This is a genomic window from Brachybacterium nesterenkovii (assembly GCF_900163655.1).
GTDB lineage: Bacteria > Actinomycetota > Actinomycetes > Actinomycetales > Dermabacteraceae > Brachybacterium > Brachybacterium nesterenkovii.
In genome coordinates this window covers 1-20,550 of sequence record NZ_FWFG01000053.1, presented here as the reverse complement: position 1 = coordinate 20,550, position 20,550 = coordinate 1, and the positions used below count along the sequence as shown (strand labels likewise).

At 70.6% G+C, this 20,550-nt stretch carries 19 protein-coding genes and 4 pseudogenes; 10 read left to right on the top strand and 13 right to left on the bottom strand.

All coding sequences use genetic code 11. From position 1 onward, the window contains the following. The coding region (locus tag FM110_RS06180; RefSeq protein WP_087103654.1) for an IS256 family transposase at positions 1 to 887 on the bottom strand (887 nt) is incomplete at its 3' end. 70 nt (positions 888 to 957) lie between these two features. After that, positions 958 to 1,089, bottom strand: a pseudogene (locus FM110_RS14970) (ATP-binding cassette domain-containing protein); the annotation flags it as partial. A 160-nt stretch (positions 1,090 to 1,249) separates the two neighbouring features. On the opposite strand from FM110_RS14970, the gene FM110_RS06170 reads away from it, so the two are divergent. Together FM110_RS06170 and FM110_RS06165 are read left to right on the top strand one after the other, a co-directional pair. Further along, a complete protein-coding gene (locus tag FM110_RS06170; RefSeq protein WP_087103650.1) occupies positions 1,250 to 2,209 on the top strand; it encodes a helix-turn-helix transcriptional regulator in 960 nt (319 codons plus the stop codon). 93 nt (positions 2,210 to 2,302) lie between these two features. After that, positions 2,303 to 2,545: pseudogene (locus FM110_RS06165) on the top strand (relaxase domain-containing protein); the annotation flags it as partial. Here the strand turns inward: FM110_RS06165 and FM110_RS06160 are convergent. Together FM110_RS06160 and FM110_RS06155 are read right to left on the bottom strand one after the other, a co-directional pair. After that, positions 2,512 to 2,835, bottom strand: a pseudogene (locus tag FM110_RS06160) (helix-turn-helix domain-containing protein); the annotation flags it as partial. The pseudogenes FM110_RS06165 and FM110_RS06160 sit on opposite strands and share 34 nt — an antisense overlap. Beyond that, complete coding sequence (locus FM110_RS06155) at positions 2,832 to 3,401, bottom strand: dihydrofolate reductase family protein (RefSeq protein WP_016663216.1); 570 nt, start codon at positions 3,399 to 3,401, stop codon at positions 2,832 to 2,834. The gene FM110_RS06155 and the pseudogene FM110_RS06160, both read right to left, overlap by 4 nt. Before the next feature lie 73 nt (positions 3,402 to 3,474). Between FM110_RS06155 and FM110_RS06150 the strand changes: the two genes are divergently transcribed. The 5 genes from FM110_RS06150 to FM110_RS06130 all read left to right on the top strand — a co-directional run bounded on the left by FM110_RS06150 (position 3,475) and on the right by FM110_RS06130 (position 7,169). Further along, positions 3,475 to 4,038 carry a TetR/AcrR family transcriptional regulator gene (locus FM110_RS06150; RefSeq protein WP_087103648.1) on the top strand — a complete coding sequence of 188 codons (564 nt, stop codon included), beginning with the start codon at positions 3,475 to 3,477 and terminating at the stop codon, positions 4,036 to 4,038. Positions 4,039 to 4,107: 69 nt separating this feature from the next. Then, positions 4,108 to 4,668 carry a TetR/AcrR family transcriptional regulator gene (locus FM110_RS06145; protein ID WP_200810183.1) on the top strand — a complete coding sequence of 187 codons (561 nt, stop codon included), beginning with the start codon at positions 4,108 to 4,110 and terminating at the stop codon, positions 4,666 to 4,668. After that, positions 4,665 to 5,393: an ABC transporter ATP-binding protein gene (locus FM110_RS06140; protein ID WP_059384758.1), complete on the top strand. Its 729-nt coding sequence runs from the start codon at positions 4,665 to 4,667 to the stop codon at positions 5,391 to 5,393. Before FM110_RS06145 ends, FM110_RS06140 begins: the two co-directional genes overlap by 4 nt. Further along, a complete protein-coding gene (locus FM110_RS06135) occupies positions 5,393 to 6,154 on the top strand; it encodes an ABC transporter permease (protein ID WP_087103646.1) in 762 nt (253 codons plus the stop codon). Before FM110_RS06140 ends, FM110_RS06135 begins: the two co-directional genes overlap by 1 nt. A 28-nt stretch (positions 6,155 to 6,182) precedes the next feature. Beyond that, the gene (locus tag FM110_RS06130) at positions 6,183 to 7,169 is read left to right on the top strand and encodes an IS481 family transposase (RefSeq protein ID WP_087103644.1); all 987 of its coding nucleotides are present in this window, start codon (positions 6,183 to 6,185) and stop codon (positions 7,167 to 7,169) included. A gap of 43 nt (positions 7,170 to 7,212) precedes the next feature. Here the strand turns inward: FM110_RS06130 and FM110_RS14260 are convergent, their stop codons facing one another. The 3 genes from FM110_RS14260 to FM110_RS06115 form a co-directional block, all read right to left on the bottom strand. After that, positions 7,213 to 7,458: a hypothetical protein gene (locus FM110_RS14260; RefSeq protein ID WP_087103642.1), complete on the bottom strand. Its 246-nt coding sequence runs from the start codon at positions 7,456 to 7,458 to the stop codon at positions 7,213 to 7,215. A gap of 100 nt (positions 7,459 to 7,558) precedes the next feature. Beyond that, complete coding sequence (locus FM110_RS06120) at positions 7,559 to 8,686, bottom strand: hypothetical protein (protein ID WP_087103640.1); 1,128 nt, start codon at positions 8,684 to 8,686, stop codon at positions 7,559 to 7,561. A 133-nt stretch (positions 8,687 to 8,819) separates the two neighbouring features. Continuing rightward, positions 8,820 to 9,287 (bottom strand): NUDIX hydrolase, encoded by a 468-nt coding sequence (locus FM110_RS06115; RefSeq protein ID WP_087103638.1) that lies wholly within the window; start codon positions 9,285 to 9,287, stop codon positions 8,820 to 8,822. A 56-nt stretch (positions 9,288 to 9,343) separates the two neighbouring features. Here FM110_RS06115 and FM110_RS06110 point away from each other — a divergent pair, with 56 nt between their 5' ends. Next, on the top strand, positions 9,344 to 12,349 hold the full coding sequence (locus FM110_RS06110) for a DEAD/DEAH box helicase (protein ID WP_234991957.1): 3,006 nt from the start codon (positions 9,344 to 9,346) through the stop codon (positions 12,347 to 12,349). Between the two features lie 290 nt (positions 12,350 to 12,639). After that, a pseudogene (locus FM110_RS06105) lies at positions 12,640 to 14,199 on the top strand (amino acid permease). A 232-nt stretch (positions 14,200 to 14,431) separates the two neighbouring features. Here the strand turns inward: FM110_RS06105 and FM110_RS06100 are convergent. Genes FM110_RS06100 through FM110_RS06090 form a run of 3 tightly spaced genes read right to left on the bottom strand, consistent with a single transcriptional unit; the run spans position 14,432 to position 16,102 of the window. Beyond that, positions 14,432 to 14,728: a DUF805 domain-containing protein gene (locus tag FM110_RS06100; protein WP_087103635.1), complete on the bottom strand. Its 297-nt coding sequence runs from the start codon at positions 14,726 to 14,728 to the stop codon at positions 14,432 to 14,434. Between the two features lie 9 nt (positions 14,729 to 14,737). Beyond that, positions 14,738 to 15,007 carry a DUF805 domain-containing protein gene (locus FM110_RS06095; RefSeq protein ID WP_087103633.1) on the bottom strand — a complete coding sequence of 90 codons (270 nt, stop codon included), beginning with the start codon at positions 15,005 to 15,007 and terminating at the stop codon, positions 14,738 to 14,740. 45 nt (positions 15,008 to 15,052) lie between these two features. After that, positions 15,053 to 16,102: a CPBP family intramembrane glutamic endopeptidase gene (locus tag FM110_RS06090; protein ID WP_159457992.1), complete on the bottom strand. Its 1,050-nt coding sequence runs from the start codon at positions 16,100 to 16,102 to the stop codon at positions 15,053 to 15,055. A 101-nt stretch (positions 16,103 to 16,203) separates the two neighbouring features. Here FM110_RS06090 and FM110_RS06085 point away from each other — a divergent pair, with 101 nt between their 5' ends. Further along, the gene (locus FM110_RS06085; protein ID WP_087103630.1) at positions 16,204 to 17,376 is read left to right on the top strand and encodes a hypothetical protein; all 1,173 of its coding nucleotides are present in this window, start codon (positions 16,204 to 16,206) and stop codon (positions 17,374 to 17,376) included. A gap of 45 nt (positions 17,377 to 17,421) precedes the next feature. Here the strand turns inward: FM110_RS06085 and FM110_RS06080 are convergent, their stop codons facing one another. The 3 genes from FM110_RS06080 to FM110_RS06070 all read right to left on the bottom strand — a co-directional run bounded on the left by FM110_RS06080 (position 17,422) and on the right by FM110_RS06070 (position 20,080). Further along, positions 17,422 to 18,222, bottom strand: coding sequence for an HAD family hydrolase (locus FM110_RS06080; RefSeq protein WP_087103628.1), 801 nt, complete (start codon positions 18,220 to 18,222; stop codon positions 17,422 to 17,424). Between the two features lie 228 nt (positions 18,223 to 18,450). After that, positions 18,451 to 18,936, bottom strand: coding sequence for a DnaJ family domain-containing protein (locus FM110_RS06075; RefSeq protein ID WP_087103626.1), 486 nt, complete (start codon positions 18,934 to 18,936; stop codon positions 18,451 to 18,453). A 103-nt stretch (positions 18,937 to 19,039) separates the two neighbouring features. Then, entirely contained in the window at positions 19,040 to 20,080 is a 1,041-nt protein-coding gene (locus FM110_RS06070) for a GNAT family N-acetyltransferase (RefSeq protein ID WP_087103624.1), read from the bottom strand. Positions 20,081 to 20,550: the final 470 nt, after the last annotated feature.

Genomic DNA, 20,550 nt, shown 5'->3' with positions numbered 1-20,550 from the left:
GCGGCGACCTTCTTGCGGTCCTGGTAGGTCACGAACCGCGTCGCGGCCCGGATCAGGTGGACCACGCAGGTCTGGACCATCGAGTCCGGCCAGGTCGCCTCGACCGCTTCCGGCAGGCCCTTGAGCCCGTCGCAGCACACGATCAGCACGTCCCGCACTCCGCGGTTGGCGAGGTCGGCGCAGACGTGGGCCCAGAACGCCGAGCCTTCGGTGTCCTGGACCCAGATCCCCAGCACGTGCTTGACCCCGTCGAGATCCACTCCGACCGCGATATACGCGGCGCGGTTGATGACCTGGTTGTTCTCTCGGATCTTGATCCGGATCGCGTCGAGGTAGAGGACGGGGTAGAACTCTTCCAGCGGCCTCGCCTGCCACGCTGCGACCTCCTCGAGCACGGCGTCGGTGATGTTGGAGATCGTCTCGTGCGACAGGTCCGTGCCGAGCGTGGAGGCTAGGTGGTGCTGGATGTCCCGGATCGTCATCCCGCCCGCGTAGAGGCTGATGATCATGTCATCGAGCCCTCCCAGGCGCCTTTGGCCCTTGGGGACAAGGCGCGGCGTGAACGAGCCGGCACGGTCCCTGGGGACGTCCAGCGCGATCGGCCCGACCTCGGACTGAACCGTCTTCGGCGTCGTCCCGTTACGGGAGTTGGCATGCTTCGACGCGTCCTCAGAGCCCTTCCCGTAGCCGAGGTGGCTGGTCAGCTCTGCTTGCAGTCCTCGCTCGAGGGCGGCCTTGACCAGCGCGGGCACGAACCCACCGTCCCCGGTCAGCTCCACCTCGCCGGCGTCGATCTGCTCGAACAACGCATCCAGCTGCCCGGTGGCCTTCAACTGCTCGACCAGGTCCTGGCCCGAAGGCCCACCCGGCGTCTTCTCGTCGGTCATGGTCATGATTCTTACCGTTCCTCTCGGTACGGCTTACACAGACCATCTGACACGCCCGGGCCTCGCGGGACACGTCCATGCCCGCCACACGCACTGTGCCCGACGTGGGCGGCAGCAACGTGGTGAGCATCTTCATCAGCGTGGTCTTGCCCGCCCCATTGGGCCCGAGAATCGCAAGCGTCTGCCCTCGGGGGACGCGCATCGAGATGTCATCGACGGCGACCACGTCCTGCTTGTCCGGGCCCGGGTAGACCCGCCGCAGCACGTCCACCTCGATCATGTCGTGTGTGTCGTGAACCATGACCCCAGCAAACACGTCATTGTGGTCAGAATATGACCGGAAAGAATTGTAGGGTGGGGTCATGTCGACGATCAGCGCCCGCGTCCTGGAGCTTCTGACGCTTCTGCAGAGTCGACGGCACTGGAGCGGCGAAGAACTCGCGCGTCGCCTGGAGGTCAGCCCTCGCACCCTGCGCCGCGACGTCGAGAGCCTGCAACACCTCGGCTACCCGATCACCACCACCCGCGGCACCGGAGGCGGCTATCAACTCGCCCCCGGCGGCTCCCTACCCCCACTGGTCCTCAACGAAGACGAAGCAGCTGCCGTCGTCATCGCACTGAAGGACGCCGCAACCGGAAGTCACCCGACAGAAGCGAGTGCCGCCGTCACTGCGCTTGCCAAGATCGTGCAGGTACTCCCTGCCAAGATTCGACGCCGGATCGGCTCTCTGCAACGAATGGCGACCCTGCCCGGCCCCTACGGCACACCCGCCGCGGTCGACACGACCGTGCTGACGACCTTCGCCCTAGCGGCCCGTGACCACGAAACGCTCACCTTCGACTACACCGACTCCAAAGGTGCATCGACGAGCAGGCGCGTCCACCCGCATCACGTCGTCTCCCTTGATCAGCGGCTGTCTCTCATCGCCCACGACCTCGACCGAGCCGACTGGCGGGTCTTCCGCATCGACCGCGCCAGCAACCCACAACGAACCCGACAAACCTTCACCCCAAAGCCCCTGCCCGCGGATGACCCGGCCGAGTATGTTCGCAGCCGGCTGTACGAGGCGTGGACCATCTACGAGGTCACCGCGACCGTGCAGGCTTCCGCAGAAGACGTCCAAGAGAGACTCGGTGGCTGGGGCGAGGCAACGCCGGTCAATGAGAACTCTTGCGCCGTCCGGATCCCTACCAGCGACCTCGACTGGGCCACCTTCGCCCTCGCCGCGCTACACGCCCCCTTTACCATCCAAGGACCCGCAGAAGCGATCACCCACGCCGCAGAGTGGAGCAGTCGCCTAGCAGCCGCCACCAGCACCTGATCGAGGGGCCACGCCTCTTGCAGATCGAGGTTGGGACGCTGCCGGCTCACCTGTGTGACGAGCAGGTGAGGGGTGGTTTGGGTGACGGTGTCGATGCGGGTGATGTCGGCCGGTGACGGCTACAAGTACCTGCTGCGCACCGTGGCGGCCGGCGACGGCGACCGGTCGCTCTCGACGCCCCTGACTCGCTATTACGCCGAGGCGGGCACCCCGCCCGGGCGCTGGCTTGGTTCGGGCGTGACCGCTCTGGGGCATGGTGAACTCGCCCCGGGTGCTCAGGTGTCGGAGGCTCAGCTTCAGTTGCTGGTGGGGATGGGGCGGGATCCGGTCGACGGCGCAATGCCCAGGCGGCAGGCCAACTGCACTGGTCCTTCTCGGAGACGGAGGCGCAGCTGGATGCAGCGCCGGGTGACCTGCGGACTGGTCCTACTGGGTGAATGGTGCGGGCGCGAGGAGCGGTCCTGCATCGACTGACCGGCGCGGTAGCGATCAGCCCAGCGCTTCACGGTCGGCCAAGACACCTGGAAGCGGGCAGCGACCTCACTGATGGGCCAACCCTCATCAACAACGAGACGCCCCACCATCAAACGATGGCGGGGCGTCAATGCCGCGTTTGCGTGACTCATCGCTTTGCTCGGGAGTAGCTCGCCAGCACGATCCCGCCGGGAAGCGTCTCGATGCTTGTCGGAGTCCAACCACGGGAGGCGCTACCTGTGAACAGCGGAACTCCGTCTCCTAATGTCACGGGATTGATCTTGAGCTGCAGCTCGTCGATCTGATCCAAGAGCTGGCCGGCCAGCGAGCCGCCCCCGCAGAGCCAGATGTCCTTGCCCGGTTCCCTCTTGAGGTTGGCGACACGTTCGACAACGTTGCCCTCCCACCTTTCGACGGTGGGATCCACGGGCAGCTCGCGATGAGTGACGACGATCTGTCGGAGATGCGGGTAGGCGCTGGTCAGGCCCGCGTCGAGTGCAGGTTCATGGGTCCGGGCGCCCATCAGGACAGTGTCGAATCGTCGCGGTTCCCCCTTCACGCCCAAGACCTCTCGCAGGTGACAGGGGCATGTCTCTGGGTAGCGGGCGAAGAGTTCGTTCAGCGTTTCAGGCTCGATCGGGAACCTGGAGGTGTCGCCGTCTTGGCCGGCAATGAATCCGTCCAGGCTCGCGGCGACGTAGTAGACGAGCTTGCGCATTCCTTCTCCAATCACAACGGCTGTTGTAGTTAAGTGAACCACAACAGCTGTGCTGATGCCATAGGGTTGATCTGTGGTGGCCAATCCCGAACGACGAGCGCAGATCACCGATGCCGCCCTGGAAGTCCTGGGCGCGAACGGCTCGCGCGGGCTGACGCATCGGGCAGTCGACCGAGCCGCCGATGTGCCCACAGGCACCACAGCGAACTACTTCCCCTCCAGAGCAGGGCTCCTCCTGGCCATGGCCCACAGGATCTTCGACCGCTTGTCGCCTGAACCCGATCGGGTCACGCAGCTGGCCGACCTCCCCCCAGAGCGAGCAACGGTGGAGTACGCCGCCTACGCAACCGAACGGCTCCTGGCCGACAGCACGCTCGCACTCGCGCTGATCGAGCTGCGACTGGAAGCGGCACGCCAACCGGAAGTTCGCCAAGCCCTGGAGCCGTTCCTTCGGCAGGGATTCACAGACGACGTGAACTTCCACGACGGCCAAGGCCTCCCGGGGGGCCGCCTTGCGGTGCTGGTCACGCACCACCTGGTGATGGGCGTGGTGTTGGATGCCCTCACCATCCCCTTGGACCCGCACCAGTCCCCGGTCGACGAAGTCCGTCAGACTGTGGCAGCACTCTTCACCTAGCTGTACTGACCGGACACGTTGATCGACTGATTCTGTTACTCGGTAACTGTGACTGGGTATCATTGCGGCATGACTGTTCCGATTGACCGCCGACGTTTGCATGACATCGCCCTGCGCCTGTTCCGCGAGTTTGGCTACGACACCGTGTCGGTGGCCCAGATCGCTGAAGCGGCTGGAGTGTCACGGATGACCTTCTTCCGGCACTTCTCCAGCAAGGAGTCCGTCCTGGTGGAGGACATGTTCGATCCGGCGATCGCACTGGCCGTCGCCGCCCAGCCAGCGTCAGCACACCCGCTCGAGCGAGTGGTGGGCGGCTTCCTGGCCGCGCTGAGCGAGCCCGAAGCGGCGCGCGAGTTGTCGTCTCCCCAGTTCCGGGACCGCATCCAGCTCGTCGCGGCCACGCCCTCTTTGCGTGGGGCTGTCTGGGCTTCCAGCGCGGCAACGGAGCAGGCGATTCGCGAGGCCCTGGTCAGCTCCGGCGCATCCGCCGACCAGGCGCGAGCTGCTGCAGGGGCCGTGATGGGGGCCGCCACGGCGATCCTGCTGGGCTGGGCGGCCGAGCCCGAGCCCAGCCATGTTGCGACGGCCCTTGCCGGCGGGCTGCAGAGCTTGTTGGGCTCGGCCCGATGACCGCCGCGCTGACCTTGTCGGGGATCCAGGTCCGGCTGGGCGGATGCGAGGTGTTGCGTGGACTGGACCTTGAGCTGTCCCACGGACAGATTCGTGCGCTCGTCGGCCTCAACGGTGCGGGCAAGACGACCGCACTGCGGGTGGCGCTGGGCATGCTGCGACCCGATGCGGGCCATGTCCTGCTCCACGGCCAGGACATCTGGCCCAGCCCCGCAGAGGCCTGGTGTCGGGTCGGTCACATGGTCGAGACGCCGGCCGCCTATCCCGAGCTGACAGCGCGCGCCAACATCGACAACGCGATCATGCTTCACGGCATGGACCCATCAGGGTGCGCGCCACGCGTCGCGCAGCTTTCGCGGGCGCTCGGCATGGAAGCCCATCTTGACCAGCCCGTTCGGCGGCTTTCCCTAGGCACGCGTCAGAAGGTGGGCCTGATCAGCGCGCTCGCCCATGAGCCCAGCGTGGCCGTCCTCGACGAGCCCACCAACGGCCTCGACCCTCTGGCGGTCGTGGCGTTTCGTGACGAACTGCGTCGCCTGGCAGGCCAGGGCAGCTCGATCCTGATCACCAGCCACCACTTCGACGAACTCGCCCGTGTCTCCGATGCGGTCGACGTCCTTCACCACGGACAGGTCATCGCCACCATCACCCCCGACGAACGTGACCTCGAGAAGGTCTTCTTCGACACCGTACTGGCCGCCGACCAACAGTTGCAGGAGATCTGATGACCCCACACGCCCCAGTCCTGCGCATCGAATCCCGAAAACTCTACGCATCCCCCGTGGCCAGAACCGCGGCCTGTGCCGTTCTCATCATGGCCACAGCCACCTCGGCCGGTGGCTACGCAGCAGCCGTCCACGCCCCAGGGACAGACATGGGCCGCAAGGCAGCCGCCATGATCAGCGGGCAGGGGTGGAGCGGATATGTCAGCCTGGCCGCCCTGAGCCTTGGAGTCACCCTGCTGCTGGCAGCCGGAATCGTCGCGGCGTGGGCAGTCGGCCGCGAGTTCACTGACGGCACCATCGTCGGTCTCTTCGCGATCGGCACGTCCCGCGCAGCGGTGGCACGCGCAAAGCTTGTCGCCTGCCTCGGCTGGGGCCTGGCCCTCACTCTGGTTCAAAGCGTCGCATCGATCATGGCAGGGATCGGTCTCGGGCTTGATCCGGCAGGGGCGCTCCATGCCGGGTTGACACTGACGATCAGCGGATTCTGCCTGGTGTGCAGCGTGCTTCCCATCGCTTGGGTGGCCACCCACTGGCGCGGATACCTGGCCGGGATCGGCGCGACCCTGGCCGTTCTCGTGGCCACCAACCTGACCTCCGGCTTCGGTCTCGGCCGCTACGTGCCGTGGGCGATCCCGACCCTGTGGGCCTCTGGCGATCCGGCTGTGCCGGCAGTTGCACTTGTCATCCCCCTGGCGGTCGGTCTGCTCGGCTGGTGCGCAACGTCGTCGGCATGGAAACGCATCCAGATCGGCCGCAGCTAGCCCTCAACTGCACTTTCCGGAGAACGCAATGTCTCACCCCAATGCGGCCCTGACGCCGCGTCATCGCCTGATCGTCGCTCGTCTCGTCGTCGACGAGGGCTGGCCTGTCAGTGAGGTCGCTGCACGATTCCAGGTGTCGTGGCCGACGGTGAAGCGCTGGGCCGACCGCTACCGCGCCGGCGAGTCCATGCAGGACCGCTCCTCGCGCCCGCACCACTCGCCCAGCAAAACCAGCGCGCGGGTCACCCGCCGCTGCATCCAGCTCCGGCTACGTCTCCGCGAAGGACCGGTGCAGCTCTCGTATCGGCTCGGGATCGCGCCGTCGACGGTCCACCGCATCCTCACGGATGCCCATCTCAACCGGCTCTCCCACGTCGACCGCGCTACCCGCGAACCCGTTCGTCGCTACGAACACGACCATCCTGGCGCGATGCTCCACGTCGATGTGAAGAAGCTCGGCAATATCCCCGACGGCGGAGGCTGGCGCTACGTCGGCCGACGACAAGGCGAGAAGAACCGAGCAGCCACCCCCGACAAGCCCAGGAATAAGCACTATGACCCGTTGATGGGCAAGGCCTACGTCCACACCGTCATCGACGACCACTCCCGTGTCGCCTACGCCGAGATCCACGACGACGAAACTGCGATCACCGCCACCGCGGTCTTGGTCCGGGCGGTCGAGTGGTTCAACGCCCGCGGAGTCACCGTTGAGCGCGTCCTTTCGGACAACGGTGGTACCTACAAGTCGCACCTGTGGCGCGACACTTGCGCCGAGCTCGGTATCACGCACAAGCGGACCCGGCCATATCGGCCACAGACCAACGGAAAGATCGAACGTTTCCACCGAACCTTGGCCGACGGCTGGGCCTACGCCCGCTGCTACACCTCCGAAGCCGAGCGCCGCGGCGAGCTCGACGGCTGGCTGCACTACTACAACCAGCACCGGCCCCACACTGCCTGCGGGAATCAGCCGCCCTTCTCACGATTGACCAACGTCCCCGGTCAGTACACCTAGCAGCCGTGAACGTCCACTCGATCAACGTCTCCGGTCAGTACAACTAGGCGATGCCCCAGACGGCCACGAGAGCGAGGTCGCGGCGGCCCGGGACCCTCAGGCCGGACCGGGCGACGATCAGTCCCAGCACCGCGGCGCCGACCGCCATGCGCAGCAGGGCCATGGCTCCCGGGGAGAAGTGATCGATCGTCCCCCGGATCGCGATGAACTCCGAGGCCCACAGCACGACGGTGACGCCCGCGGCGAGGACGACGGTGCGGGGCGAGGCATCGGGGGTCTGAGCGGGCACGACGTCAGGGTAGGGCCCGGCTCGGATGCGGGGCTGCTCCGGTGACGGCTCGTGACACCGCGGCGCGATCATCTCGCGCGATGTGCGCTCGCCGCCTGCCTCACGTGCGATCAGCGCGCCCCGCCGCAACGGTCCCATCCGCTCCCCCGCGCTGCTCGAGCGACCCGACGGCCGCCGTCACGGACCGCACGAACAGCAGCAGCCAGGTGAACACGATCGCGGCCGACCCCATCTCGAAGGCGGTCGTATTGAGGTACCCGATGCCCTTCCACAGCACGACGCACACCAGCAGCGCCGCGACGATCACGAGGGTCGCGGCGCGGAACCCCTCGGACAGGCGCGGGAACAGCAGCGGGAAGCCGACGATCGCGGCCGCGAACACGACGACGATGCCCTGCGCGGCCATGTCGTGCCAGGTCTTCGACACGTCCACGGGGATCAGGGCGACCGCCAGGAGCAGCAGGCCCAGCAGGATCATTGCGCCGCGCACCGTCCGCACGCGCCAGCGCTCGGCACCGGTGTGCGCGGCCCAGATGTCGAGGTCGTGGGCCAGGAAGTCGCCGATGGTCACCAGGGTGAAGCCCGCCAGCAGCAGGGTGAGGTTGAAGGCCAGGCCCGATCCTCCGGCCTCCGCACCGAGCCACGAGAAGTGGTGGCGCCACCAGTGCGGGTCGGGGGCGCTCATCGCGCTGCCGAGCACCCCGCCGACCATGAACACCATGAGCAGGCCCGACAGGGACGAGGTGGTCAGCGCGGACGCGGAACCGACGACGACATAGACGGCGATGCCGCACGCCACGGCCACCCAGAACGTGCCGGCGACGGGATCGAGGGCGACCCCGCGGAAGGCCGTCGCGAACACGGCGAAGAGCACGGCCGTCAGCAGGTAGGCGAACATCGCGTGGAGGACGGCGAGGCCCAGGAGGTTGGAGAGCCGGCGCCGCCATCCGAGGCGGCGCAGCCACGGGTGCATGGGCAGCGTGATGAGCCGCGCGGCGATGAGGAAGGCGATGCCCGCGGTGCCCAGCGCGGCGTAGGAGGCGGTCTCGCCGATCGAGCCGGTGCCGGTGAGCGGGCGCGTTCCCTGCAGGCGGATTAGGCCGATGACGGCGCCGACGACGGCGGCCGCCGCGGCGAGCAGGAGGGCGAGGTTCTCAGCGCGCTCGGGGTCCGCCGGAACGGGGCGGTGCGAGGCGAGCTGAGGGTCCGGGGACGCGGTCGGGGCCACCTCTCGAGGATGCCATGCGGGGAGGGGAGACCGAGCGGCCAACGTGTGCGATGACGCAGGGGTGCTGCGCCTCGGGATGCGATCACCCTCTCGTCCGCAGCGCACCGAGGGCGCCGGGCGACTCGACCGGCTGTCAGACGTCCGTCGCGAAGCCCGAGCTGGTGGCGCGCGGGAAGGTGATGTCGTCGATGCCGCGGACCACGCGCCGCTCGTAGTCGGGCATCGGCTCCGGAAGCTCAGTCAGCGGGAACCATTCCAGGGCCGACGCCTTGTGCGGCTCCTGGATCACGGGGGCGCCGCTCCAGCGGCGCACCGTCCAGAACCAGTCGACGCGCTGGTCGATCACGGCATCGCCGTTGCGGCGCTGCATGACGGTGATGAGCTCGAGGTCCTCGGCGTCGATGCGCACGCCCAGTTCCTCGTACGCCTCGCGGACGGCGGCGTCGCGTGCGCTCTCGGCCGCTTCGACGTGCCCGGCGGCACCGGCGACCCAGTGCCCATCCATGTAGCCGGTGTTCTGCCGCCGCTGCAGCAGCACCTGCTCGTCGCGGACGAGGTAGACGTAGGAGGCGGGGATGAGGGCGAAGGAGTGCTCGGTCACCGCGGCAGGCTACTGTCCGTCCTCGTCCGTCCCACCCCCGTGCCACCATGGCTCGCATGCCCGCCCGACCTCCTGCCGACGGTCCCCGGGACTGGCGCGAGCTGCTGTCTCCGCTGGTCGTGGATCTCTCGACGCCCTCGGCGCCGCTGGGGATCGGCGTCGAGCTGCTGACGGGCTTCGGCGGTTTCGGGTTCTCGCGCTTCGGCGTGCAGGCGGCCGAGATCCAGGACGTCCGCGACGGACTCCCGCTCGCGCCGGGGATCCGGCCGCTGCGCCGCGCGAACGGGAGCGACCGCTGGGTGCGCGGGAACCTGACCTGGAGGACGTTCCGCTACGGGGGCGCGGGCAACTCGGGGCCGCTGGGCGAGTTCACCGCCGAGCAGGTGGATCTGCTGGGGCGCCTGGTGCGCCTGCAGCGGGCCGAGCAGCAGTTCGGCATGGAGCCCGGGGACACGATGCGGCTGGACGAGTTCCGCGGCACCGAGGGCTGGGCCCTGCTGGACCGGGCGCGCGCGGCGGGCGTCGAGCTGGTGGGCACGGGGATCGTCGAGGACGTCGAATGGGGAGCACCCGCGCGCATGCGGCTCGACATCCAGCGGGCCGACGGGGATCTGCTGCTGACGGCGCAGGCGGAGGTCGGCGGCCAGGTGCGCACGGACCTCCGCGCCGCGGGAGCGGGCGGCTTCTTCGCCGTCGAGCCGGGGAAGGCGGCGGGGCGCGTGCACGTGACGCTGCTGCCCGCCGCGGACCCCATCGCCCCCGTCCTGACCAACCTGCTGGCCGCTGGTGAGCCGGTGCGCATCCCCCGCGCCGACGCCGCCGAGTTCCTCGCCGACCACGCGCCCCTGCTGCGCGACCGCGTGGCCCTGACCAGCCACGACCGCTCGGTGGAGATCCCCGAGTGGTCGCCGCCGCGCCTGCACCTGGAGGTGCGCCACGACCCCGCGGGGGCTGCCGCGCTCACCTGGTCGTGGACCTATCGGGCGCCCCGCCGCACCGTCTCCCTGAGCGATGCCCGGCCCCGGGACGACCGCGAGGCCGAGCATCTGGGCTCGGTGCTGGCCGCGGCCCGACGGGTCTGGCCCTCCAGCGCGGAGCACAGCGCGCAGCGCCTGGAGGACGCGGAGGCGGCGTCGTTCGTCGAGCACGAGCTGCCGCGCCTGGTCTCCCTGCCGGACGTGGACGTGACCGAGCACGGGCAGCGGCCCGACTACACCGAGATCAGCGGAACGCCCAGCCTGCGGATCGTGCAGGTCGATCCCCCGAAGGCGCACGTGCAGGACTGGCTGGGGCTGGGATTCGAGATCACGCTCGGCGAGCACCTGGTGCCGTTCACCGCGATCTTCGCCGCGCTGTCGCAGGGCAAGAAGTCGGTGCTGCTGCCGGACAAGACGTACTTCCGCCTGGACCATCCGATGTTCGAGCGCCTGCGGGAGGTGCTCGACGAGGCCTCCCGGATGGACGAGTGGGAGCCGGGGGCGCCGTCGATCCCCCGCACCCGCGTGGACCTGTGGGAGGAGTTCGAGGACCTGGCCGATGAGACCGTCGAAGCCGTCTCGTGGCGCGAGAGCGTCGGGCGCCTGCGGGACCTCGCGACGATCCCGCGGCCGGATGCCCCGGCCGGTCTCGCCGCGACCCTGCGGCCCTATCAGGCGGAGGGCTACGCCTGGCTGTCGTTCCTGGCCGATCACCGCCTCGGCGGGATCCTGGCCGACGACATGGGACTGGGCAAGACGCTGCAGGCGCTCGCTGCGATCGTGCGGCGCCGCGGGATCGAGAGGGCGGCGGACCCGGCCGCTCCCCCGCACCTGGTGGTCGCGCCGTCCTCGGTGATGGGCATCTGGCGGCGCGAGGCCGAGCGCTTCGCCCCGGGCCTGGACGTGCGGGTCCTGGACACGACCTCGGGACCGCGCGGCACGTCCGTGGCCGAGGCCCGCACAGGCGCGGACGTGGTGGTCACCAGCTACGCGCTGCTGCGCCTGGACGAGGCCGAGTTCACGGCGCTGGACTGGTCCGGCCTGATCCTCGATGAGGCGCAGTTCGTGAAGAACCCCAGGTCACGGGCGCATCTGGCGGCGAAGGCGGTACGGGCGCCGTTCCGCGTCGCCATCACGGGCACGCCGCTGGAGAACTCGCTGATGGACCTGTGGGCGCTGCTGGCGCTGACCGCGCCGGGCCTGTTCGCGTCCCAGCGGGCGTTCCGCGAGCGCTTCATCCGCCCCATCGAGCAGCCCGACGACTCCGAGTCCGGGCAGCGGCGCGCGCGGGAGCGGATGGGGCTGCTGCGGCGGAGGATCCGCCCGTTCGTGCTGCGCCGCACGAAGGACGTGGTCGCCCCCGAGCTGCCGGAGCGCATCGAGCAGGTGCTCACGGTGCCGCTGCAGGCCGGTCACCGGGCGCTGTACGAGCGGATCCTGCATCGTGAGCGCCAGAAGCTGCTGGGGCTCGTGCACGACATCGACCGCCACCGCTTCATCGTGTTCCGCTCGATCACGCTGCTGCGGATGCTGGCGCTGGACCCCGCGATCGTCGCCCCCGAGCACGCGGGCGTCGCATCGTCCAAGCTCGACGCGCTGCTGGAGCACCTCGACGAGGTCCTGGCCGAGCATCACCGGGTGCTGGTTTTCAGCCAGTTCACCTCGCACCTGCAGCACGTGGCCGATCGCCTGCGCGAGCGCGGCGTCGCGTTCTCCTATCTGGACGGCTCGACGACGGGCCGCGAGGAGGTGGTCGCGCAGTTCCGCGACGGCGCGGCCCCCGTGTTCCTCATCTCGCTGAAGGCCGGCGGTTTCGGCCTCACCCTCACCGAGGCCGACTACGTGTTCCTGCTGGACCCGTGGTGGAATCCGGCGGCCGAGGCCCAGGCCGTGGACCGGGCGCACCGGATCGGGCAGACCCGTCCGGTGATGGTGTACCGGATGGTGGCCGAGGGGACGATCGAGGAGAAGGTGCTCGCGCTTCAGGAGCGCAAGCGGGCGCTGTTCACCTCGCTGACCGACGACGACCAGGCGTTCGCCGCGGCGCTGACCGCGGACGACGTCAGGGAGCTGGTGGGCGGGTAGGAGCGCCGCGGGGAGCGGCGTGCGGTCACGAGGCCTGCGCGGTGCGGAGTGCTGCGCGGTTGCGAGGCCTGCGCCGCGGGGAGTGCTGCGCGGTCACGATGCCCGCGCGGCAGGGAGCGGCGCACGGTCACGAGGCCCGCGCCGTGGTCGATCTGCGTCCGAATCGACGGCCGGATCGGGCGTTCTCCGTCGGAATCAGGCGGTCATTCCGACGAACATCGACCATCCCGCATCGATGCGCGGTGCCACGGCGCGTACGCTCCCGGGGTCACGCTGATCGAAGGAACCCCATGCCCGACACCTCCGGCCCGACCGGCACCCCCGGATCCGCGAGCGCCCCGAGCGCCCGGCGCGCTGCGGCAGAGCCCGCCACGGCAGGCACCGAGAGCACCGCCTCCCCCGACGGCGAGCACGGTCTGAAGCGCAGCCTGTCGGCCCGGCATCTGCAGATGATCGCGATCGGCGGGGCCATCGGCACGGGCCTGTTCGTCGCCTCCGGCGCGACGATCGCCCAGGCCGGACCCGGCGGCGCCCTCACCGCGTACGTGCTGGTGGGGCTCATGGTGCTGCTGCTCATGCAGTCCCTCGGCGAGATGGCCGCGCACATGCCCGTCGCCGGCTCCTTCCAGGCGTATGCCACGCGCTTCGTCTCGCCCAGCTTCGGCTTCGCGATCGGCTGGAACTACTGGTTCAACTGGGCCATCACCGTGGCCGCCGAGCTCGTCGCCTCCGGCATCGTCATGCGGTTCTGGCTGCCCGAGGCGCCCGGATGGATCTGGGCCGCGCTCTTCCTGACCGTCCTGACGGCCCTGAACGCGCTGTCCGCGCGGGCGTACGGGGAGGGCGAGTTCTGGTTCGCCGCGATCAAGGTGATCACCGTGGTCGTGTTCCTCGTCGCGGGCGTCGCGATGATCCTGGGGATCATGGGCGGCACCTCGCCTGGGCTGGAGAACTGGACGGCGGGCGAGGCCCCGTTCATCGGCGGCCCGCTGGCGGTCATCTCGATCATCATGATCGCCGGGTTCTCGTTCCAGGGCACCGAGCTGGTGGGCGTCGCCGCGGGCGAGTCCCGCGACCCGCGCCGCGAGGTCCCGCGGGCGATCCGCACCGTGTTCTGGCGGATCATGCTGTTCTACATCGGCGCGATCATCGTGATCGGCTTCCTGATCCCGGCCACCGACCCGCACCTGCTGCGGGCCTCGGAGACCGACATCGCCTCCTCCCCGTTCACGCTCGTGTTCGCGCCCTCGGGCATCGCAGCGGCCGCCGCCGTCATGAACGCCGTGATCCTCACGGCGATCCTCTCGGCGGGGAACTCGGGTCTGTACGCCTCCACCCGCATGCTCCACGCCCTCGCCGTCCACGGGCAGGCGCCGCGGATCTTCGCCCGCACCACCTCCCGGGGCGTGCCGCTGGCGGCCCTGCTGGGCACGAGCGCCGTCGGGCTCTTCGCGTTCCTCACCGCCCTGATCGGGGAGGGCGCCGCGTACACGTGACTGCTGAACGTGTCCGCGCTGTCGGGGTTCATCGCCTGGGTCGGCATCGCCGTGTGCCACTACCGGTTCCGCCGCGCCTACGTGCACCAGGGGCGCGATCTCGCCGCCCTCCCCTATCGGGCGCCGCTGTTCCCTCTCGGGCCGATCCTCGCGTTCGCGATGTGCATCATCGTGATCCTGGGGCAGAACTACGAGGCGATCTTCGCGGGGAACCTCACGCATGTGGCGTCGTCGTACATCGGCCTGCCCGTGTTCGCGGCGCTGTGGCTGGGGCATCGCCTGGTCACGCGCACGCGGATGCTGCCGCTGAAGCAGATCGACGTGAGCGGCACGGACGTCGCCGCGGGACGCTGAGGGGTCGCCCCTCCCTGCCGGGGGATCCCCCGACGCGGAACGGCCGATGCTCGTCGGAAACGCCGCGCGGAATGGGCGATGCTCGTCGGAATAGGGCGATCATTCCGACGAGTTTCGCCCATTCCGGCTCCGCGCAGCCCCGGGCGCGCGCTCGCACCGCCCCCACGCCGTCACCCGGTGTCGTCTTTCCTCCCCGCGCCGTCACCCGGAGTCGTCTTTCCTCCCCGCGCCGTCACCCCGTGTCGAAGCGCCGCCCATCGGGGCGCGGCGGCAGGGTGCACAGCACGAGGGGGACGATCGGCAGCACGAGCCCGATCAGCGCGAGGGCGCCGGGCAGGCCCGCATCGTGCAGGCGACGCCAGGTCAGCGACAGCAGCGAGACGAGCAGGACGATCACCAGGACGATAGCCGCGATGGCCACGATCTGCAGCAGGAGCAGCCACGGGTTCTCCTCCGGTTGGGCCGGCGACGGCGGCCCCTGCCAGTCCGGGCTGAACGGATCCTCCCCGCGATCGAGAGCGTCCTCCATGGCGGCGAGTTACACGTCGGCGACCTTCTGATTCGCCACGATCCACCGCACCGCGGCGGCCTGCAGGGGCCAGGCGATCAGGGCGAGCAGCCCCTCGACGGCGACGACGATCCCGATGATCCACCAGTACTCGCTGCGCGATGAGCGCCCGCCGAAGCGCAGGGCGCGCCGTCGGAAGCGCCGAAGCGCCTGTCGTGGACTCGCTCCGCGATAGGGCAGCAGCAGGTCGTCCGGGCTCGTCGCGCCCGCGAGATCCCCGGTGACCCCGGTCACATTCATGGCATGAACCTAGCAAGCAGCGGCATCCATCGCAGCGAGCCGCGCTCAGGCGTTCGGCACCGTCCCATCAGCACCGGTCAGCGACCGGTCGGCCCGGCGGTCGCGCGGCAGGAGGTTCCCGCGGCGATGCGCGAGCACCACCATCACGATCCCGGCCGCCAGCCCCACGATCACCGTGACCACGGAGCCCTCGACGCCCATCGCCCCGCCGCTGAGCCAGTCGGGACCCGACAGCTGCGCCTGCAGGATCCCGTGCTGCTCGCCCGTGCCGGAGACCGCGAAGGAGAAGATGCCGGACTGCACGGTGTTCCAGGCGAGGTGGATGCCGATGGCGAGCCACAGGCGGCGGGTCAGCAGGTAGGCGCCGCCCAGCAGCACGCCCGCCTCGATGATGATCGCGATGGCGCCCCACAGGCCCGCGTCGTCGTTGGTGATGTGGACGAGCCCGAACAGCACGGAGGTGAGCGCGAGGGCGGCCCAGGAGCCGAGCCAGCCGTCGATCAGGCGCAGCAGCGCGCCGCGGAAGAACACCTCCTCGACGAAGGCCGCGAAGATGCCGATCGCGAGCGGCGCCAGGAGCTGCGGGTTCGGGTCCAGGCCGGTCACCCGGTAGCCGCCGAGCAGGGCGATGATCCCGGTGGACAGGGCGATCAGCAGCGATCCGATGCCCAGTCCCGCGGCGAGCTCGGCGAGCTTGCCGCGCCCGCCGACGGCCTGGCCCGGGCGGGCGCCGATCGGGCCGACGACGAGGATGTGCCCGGCGATCGCGAGGACGGCGCCGATGACGGCGGCGACGAGGAAGCCGGTGGGATCGAAGTCGGCGACGCCGAATCCGGAGCTCGGGTCCGGTACGGCACCGGACGTCACGACGGTCCACACGACGGCGATCACGCTGATCAGCGTCTCGACCACGAGGAACAGGATGACGCTGACCAGCAGCTGCACGCCGGTGAGGCGGCCGTTGCGGCCAGGCGCGCGCCGGGCGCCGGGGGCGGCGACGGCGGGCGTAGCCGGACGCGGATCGAAGGCGCGCGGGTCCGAGGAGGCCGGATCGGAGGGCACAGAGGAGGGCACAGAGGAGGGAGGAGTGCTCACGCCATGAACGCTAGCCGGAGCGGGGCCGACGGGCATCGGCCTTTCGTCGGTCCGGAGGAGAACCCCCGGTGCTGCGGGATCCAGCGCCGTAGCCTCGTCCCATGCCCATCACCGTCGAGGATCTCCTGGTCGGCCCGCGCGGCCGACGCTTCCTGCTCGAGCTCGCCGTCCGCTGCGATCCCACCGAGCGCCTGCACTCCGCGCGGTGGGAGACGGTGCGCGTCTCCTTCCCTCAGTCGGGGTCGGTGTACTGCGCACTGATCCAGGACGACGACGGGACGCGACGCACCGAGGTCATTCACCCGGATGAGCAGCCCGACCCGACGGCCTTCGCCGACCCGACGGCCGCGGGCTTCGCCGCGCTGCTCACCGCGACCGCGCTGCGCGAGCCGGCCCCGGCTGATCTCCGTCTGGCGCTCGCGGCCGCCGTGGACAACGCCCGGTACTGGCAGGAGCCCGACGGGGAGGACGCCCTGGCCGCCGATCCGACCATGCGGCCGGCGCTCGCCCGCGTGGCCGAGCACGCGCTCCCCCATCTGCCCTCCTGGTGGTCAGGACCGGTCGGACCGGACGTCGAGCACATGGTGGTGGAGTTCGAGGATGAGGAGCACCCGCCGGCCCCTCCCGCTGACCGCGCGGGGATCGCCCGGGCGCTGAGCGAGGATCTGCGCGAGGAGGCCGCAGGCGAGTCGTCCTGGTGGTCGACCCCGCCTGCCGCTGTGCCGGTGACCTCGACGGTGCGGCCGTGCCCCGACGGCACGACGGAGATCCCCGGGGTCATCTTCGTCGAGGACGGCTCCGGCTGGACGCGGGCGCACTGCCTGCCTGCCGCCATCAGCACGGACGTCCGCGTGCTCACGATCGACGGGCCCGAGGACTGGGGACGGATGGTCCGCCGGTATCCGCTGGCCAAGGGCGCACCGCATGGTCTGCGGCACCGGGTCCGCGATCGGCTGCGCTCCGCCCTGGACCAGCGCTGGATGTCAGGGGACACGTGGGCGGAGACGACCGGGCGGACCGGCGCCTGGGCGATGCCCGACTGGGCGGCGATCGCCCACGAGGTCGACGCCGTGCACCTGACCGTGCGCGGCTACCTCATGACCGCGGGCCGGCCCCTGCCGGTCGACGGGTCGACGGCGACGCTGCTGGCCGGATTCTCACCCGATCAGACGATCCGCTTCTCCCCCGTCGACGTCGACCGGGACCGTGCGCAGACATGGGCCCTGGACGATGACGATCAGGAGATCTGGGCGCCGGCCGCCTCGTCGGCCTGAGCGGCGACGTCGGTCACGCGTCCGACCGGCCGGGCGGCGCCGCCGTCACGCCCCCTCGAGCATCTCCTCGAGCGCGATCGCCACGCCGTCCTCGGTGTTGGCGCCGCACGAGCGGTCGGCCACGGCATGCACCTCCGGGTGGGCGTTGGCGACGGCCCAGCCGGTGCCCGCCCAGGCGAGCATCGGGATGTCGTTGGGCATGTCGCCGAAGGCCCACACGTCATCGGCGTCGATCGCGAGGCCCGCGCACCAGGCCTCGAGCGCCGCGGCCTTGGTGACGCCCGCGGGGCCGATCTCCGCGAGCCCGCAGTCCGAGGACACCGACAGCAGGGCGCGCTGCCCGATCACCTCGGTGACCTGCGCATGGAAGGCGTCCATGTCCATCGCATCGGTGCGGGCGAGGATCTTGCCGACGGGCCTGTCGACCGCGTCGAGGGCGATCACGGAGTCGACCTGCTCGGGCACGCCGCCGATGCCGTCGGAGAGGTAGTCGGGCTCGCGGTGGAGGCCGTCGGCGAGCTCGACGGCCAGGGTCACACCGTCGATGCCGCGGAGGTCCGCCAGCAGGGCGTGGAAGGCATCGGGCTCGATCCCGTGGGTCTCGCGGACGCGGCGCCGGGCCACGTCGTACACGAAGGCGCCGTTGCCGCACAGCACGATCCCGTGGTCCCCGGTGATGCCCGCGAGGTGGTCGACCCAGCGCGGAGGCCGGGCGGTGACGATCACGGACTCGATGCCCGCCGCGTCCAGGCGCCGCCAGGTGCGGGCGGTGCGCTCGCTGAGCTCGCCCCGGGCGCCCAGGAGGGTGCCGTCGAGGTCGGTGGCGACGAGGCGGGGGCGCGGCATGGCCGGATTCTACGGGCGGGCTGTCGCCCGTGCCCGCCCCCAGCGCCACCGCACACGCGCCGCGCACGTCGCCGCGCACGCCACCGCACAGGCAACCCCACTGCCTCGCCCCGGGTCGTCCAGCTGGCGTCGAGCGCCACGCTGCGACTCAGGCAGGCCCTGTTTCGGGTCCCAGCGTGACACTCGGTGAGGAAGGGACGACAGCGCAGGGTCCGCGGAGGAATCGCCTCAGTCCCGCGCCCGCCGCCACCAGCGGCGTCGCCGTCCCTCCCGTGCCGCGGCCGTCTGCACGACGGGCTCGACGGCGCGCTCGCGCTCGAGAGCCCGCCACTGCTCGAGCCGCGCCTCCACGTCGACGGTCGGGGCGAGCATGCGGGCCATCGGATGGCGCAGACGATCGTCCTGGACCCGGCGGTTGTAGTCCTCGAGGAGCTCGCGCACCTGCTGCTCGTCCCGCAGCTCGGCGAGGACCTCTGGCAGCTCATCGTGCTCGCGGCGCAGCAGCATGACGACGGGCAGGAGCGCATCGCGGTCGATGTCGTCGTCCTCGAGGCGCTGGCGGATCCACCAGTCGGGGTCGTGGCGCGACGGGAGGCGGAGCGGCTTGCCGGCGCCGGGCAGGTCGTCGAACTCGCCGCGGGCGATGGCCGCCTCGATCGCATCGTCCCGATCGCCGATCACTATGGCAGCCCCCTCCGCGCATTCGGCGTGCATGTCTGCATCCATCGTCGCGCACGAGCGGCCGGACCGGGCATCAGAGCATCCCGCCCCGTCACAGCTCCGGGCGCGCCGACGGCATCGCGCCGGACCCGCCGCGTCACAGCTCCGGACGCCCCTGGAAGCCGATCTCCCGCTGCGCGACGCGGTACCCGAGCTTCTCGTTGATCCCGATCATCCACGGGTTGACGTGCGAGTTCCAGGTGACGAGCCGCCGCAACCCGGGGGCGGCCGCGGCGAGGCGGCGATGGTTGGCGACCTTCATCGCCAACCCCAGGCGGTGCCCGCGATGCTCGGGCATCACCAGGGTGTTCTCCTGCCAGCCGACGGTCACGCCCTCCCCCGCGCGGACGTGGATCTCCGTGTTCCCGGCGAAGGTGCCGTCGGGCGCGAGGGCGACGGCGGTCAGGCAGCGCAGTCCGGCGCGCTTGCGCCTCTGCTCGATCGTCCGGATCCGCTCGGGGGTGAACTCGGGGGCCTCGTGCTCCATGTCCTCGTCGGGGTCGTCAAGGTCGAGCTGGCGCAGCAGCACCCCGTACGGGGCGAGGTGCTCGTCGGGGACCGCGTCCTCCCAGGTGAGGATCCGGTAGTCGCCGAGCCTCTCGGCGGCCTCGGCCTCGAGCTCGTCCAGCAGCGCCGGGTCCACGGGCAGGTCCAGGGCGCGGGCGACGGCGAGGGTGCGGCGCTGGAGGCCGAGGCGCCGGGCCAGGGCGTTGGCGGGCAGGTCGGGGCCGTCGGCGTCGCCGTCGGCGGGGATCTCGCCCCACGCGCTGACCAGGGGGCGGCCGGACTCGCGGATCGCCGGGATCAGCGCCTCCTCGACGAGGGCGGTGCCGATCCCGTGGCCGCGGAAGGCGGGATGCACCTCGGCGTGGACGTGCACGGTCTCGAGGTTCTCGCGCAGCGGGAGCATCGTGAAGGCGAGGCCGACGATGCTCTGGCCGCCCTCCATGGTCTCGGCGACGGCCACGTGGCAGCACTGCGTCCAGTACGGCGAGGACTCGAGGGCCGCGCGGCACTGGGCGATCGTGGCGGGCTCGGTCCCGCCCCAGCGGGCGCGGTCGAGGGCCTCGTCCAGGGCGCACAGCTGGGCGATGTCGGCGTCGGAGGCGAGGTCGAGCGGGCGGATGGCGATGTCCATGGGACACAGGGGACCACGCGCGGCGGGACGGAGGCGAGGCGTTTTCGGGGGCGGCGTGCAGGGACGCCGGGCTCTTCGGGGGAGATCTCGTCGGGGACGCCGGGCACCCCAGGGGCGCTCTCAGCGGGGACGCCCACATCTGCAGGGCTGCTCCGTGGAGAACGGCACGGACGGCCGAGGCATGTGGTGCTCCTTCGACTGCAGGCTGTTTGCCGTGCCCCGCGTCGCGCCCCTCGCCATCGCCTGCCCCTCATCGCCTGAACCTCGCCACGCGCCTCCTGCCACCCGCCCCTCGAAGCCTGCCCCCCCATCGCCGGGACCTCGCGACCAGCCCTTCATCGCCCGACCATCGACGCCTGTCTCTCATCCCCAGACCCTCATCGCCCTCGCTGGCACAATCGCTGCATGTCCGCCCCCGAAAACGCCTCGCCTCCGTCCCGCCGCGCGTGCTCCCCTGTGTCCCATGGACA

What these genes read in the sequence shown, in the direction of transcription:
- FM110_RS06170 (WP_087103650.1), top strand. Translation starts at nt 1,250, where the DNA reads ATGTCGACGATCAGCGCCCGCGTCCTGGAGCTTCTGACGCTTCTGCAG.
- FM110_RS06155 (WP_016663216.1), bottom strand. Translation starts at nt 3,401, where the DNA reads ATGCGCAAGCTCGTCTACTACGTCGCCGCGAGCCTGGACGGATTCATT.
- FM110_RS06145 (WP_200810183.1), top strand. Translation starts at nt 4,108, where the DNA reads ATGACTGTTCCGATTGACCGCCGACGTTTGCATGACATCGCCCTGCGC.
- FM110_RS06140 (WP_059384758.1), top strand. Translation starts at nt 4,665, where the DNA reads ATGACCGCCGCGCTGACCTTGTCGGGGATCCAGGTCCGGCTGGGCGGA.
- FM110_RS06135 (WP_087103646.1), top strand. Translation starts at nt 5,393, where the DNA reads ATGACCCCACACGCCCCAGTCCTGCGCATCGAATCCCGAAAACTCTAC.
- FM110_RS06130 (WP_087103644.1), top strand. Translation starts at nt 6,183, where the DNA reads ATGTCTCACCCCAATGCGGCCCTGACGCCGCGTCATCGCCTGATCGTC.
- FM110_RS06110 (WP_234991957.1), top strand. Translation starts at nt 9,344, where the DNA reads ATGCCCGCCCGACCTCCTGCCGACGGTCCCCGGGACTGGCGCGAGCTG.
- FM110_RS06100 (WP_087103635.1), bottom strand. Translation starts at nt 14,728, where the DNA reads ATGGAGGACGCTCTCGATCGCGGGGAGGATCCGTTCAGCCCGGACTGG.
- FM110_RS06095 (WP_087103633.1), bottom strand. Translation starts at nt 15,007, where the DNA reads ATGAATGTGACCGGGGTCACCGGGGATCTCGCGGGCGCGACGAGCCCG.
- FM110_RS06085 (WP_087103630.1), top strand. Translation starts at nt 16,204, where the DNA reads ATGCCCATCACCGTCGAGGATCTCCTGGTCGGCCCGCGCGGCCGACGC.
- FM110_RS06080 (WP_087103628.1), bottom strand. Translation starts at nt 18,222, where the DNA reads ATGCCGCGCCCCCGCCTCGTCGCCACCGACCTCGACGGCACCCTCCTG.
- FM110_RS06075 (WP_087103626.1), bottom strand. Translation starts at nt 18,936, where the DNA reads ATGCACGCCGAATGCGCGGAGGGGGCTGCCATAGTGATCGGCGATCGG.
- FM110_RS06070 (WP_087103624.1), bottom strand. Translation starts at nt 20,080, where the DNA reads ATGGACATCGCCATCCGCCCGCTCGACCTCGCCTCCGACGCCGACATC.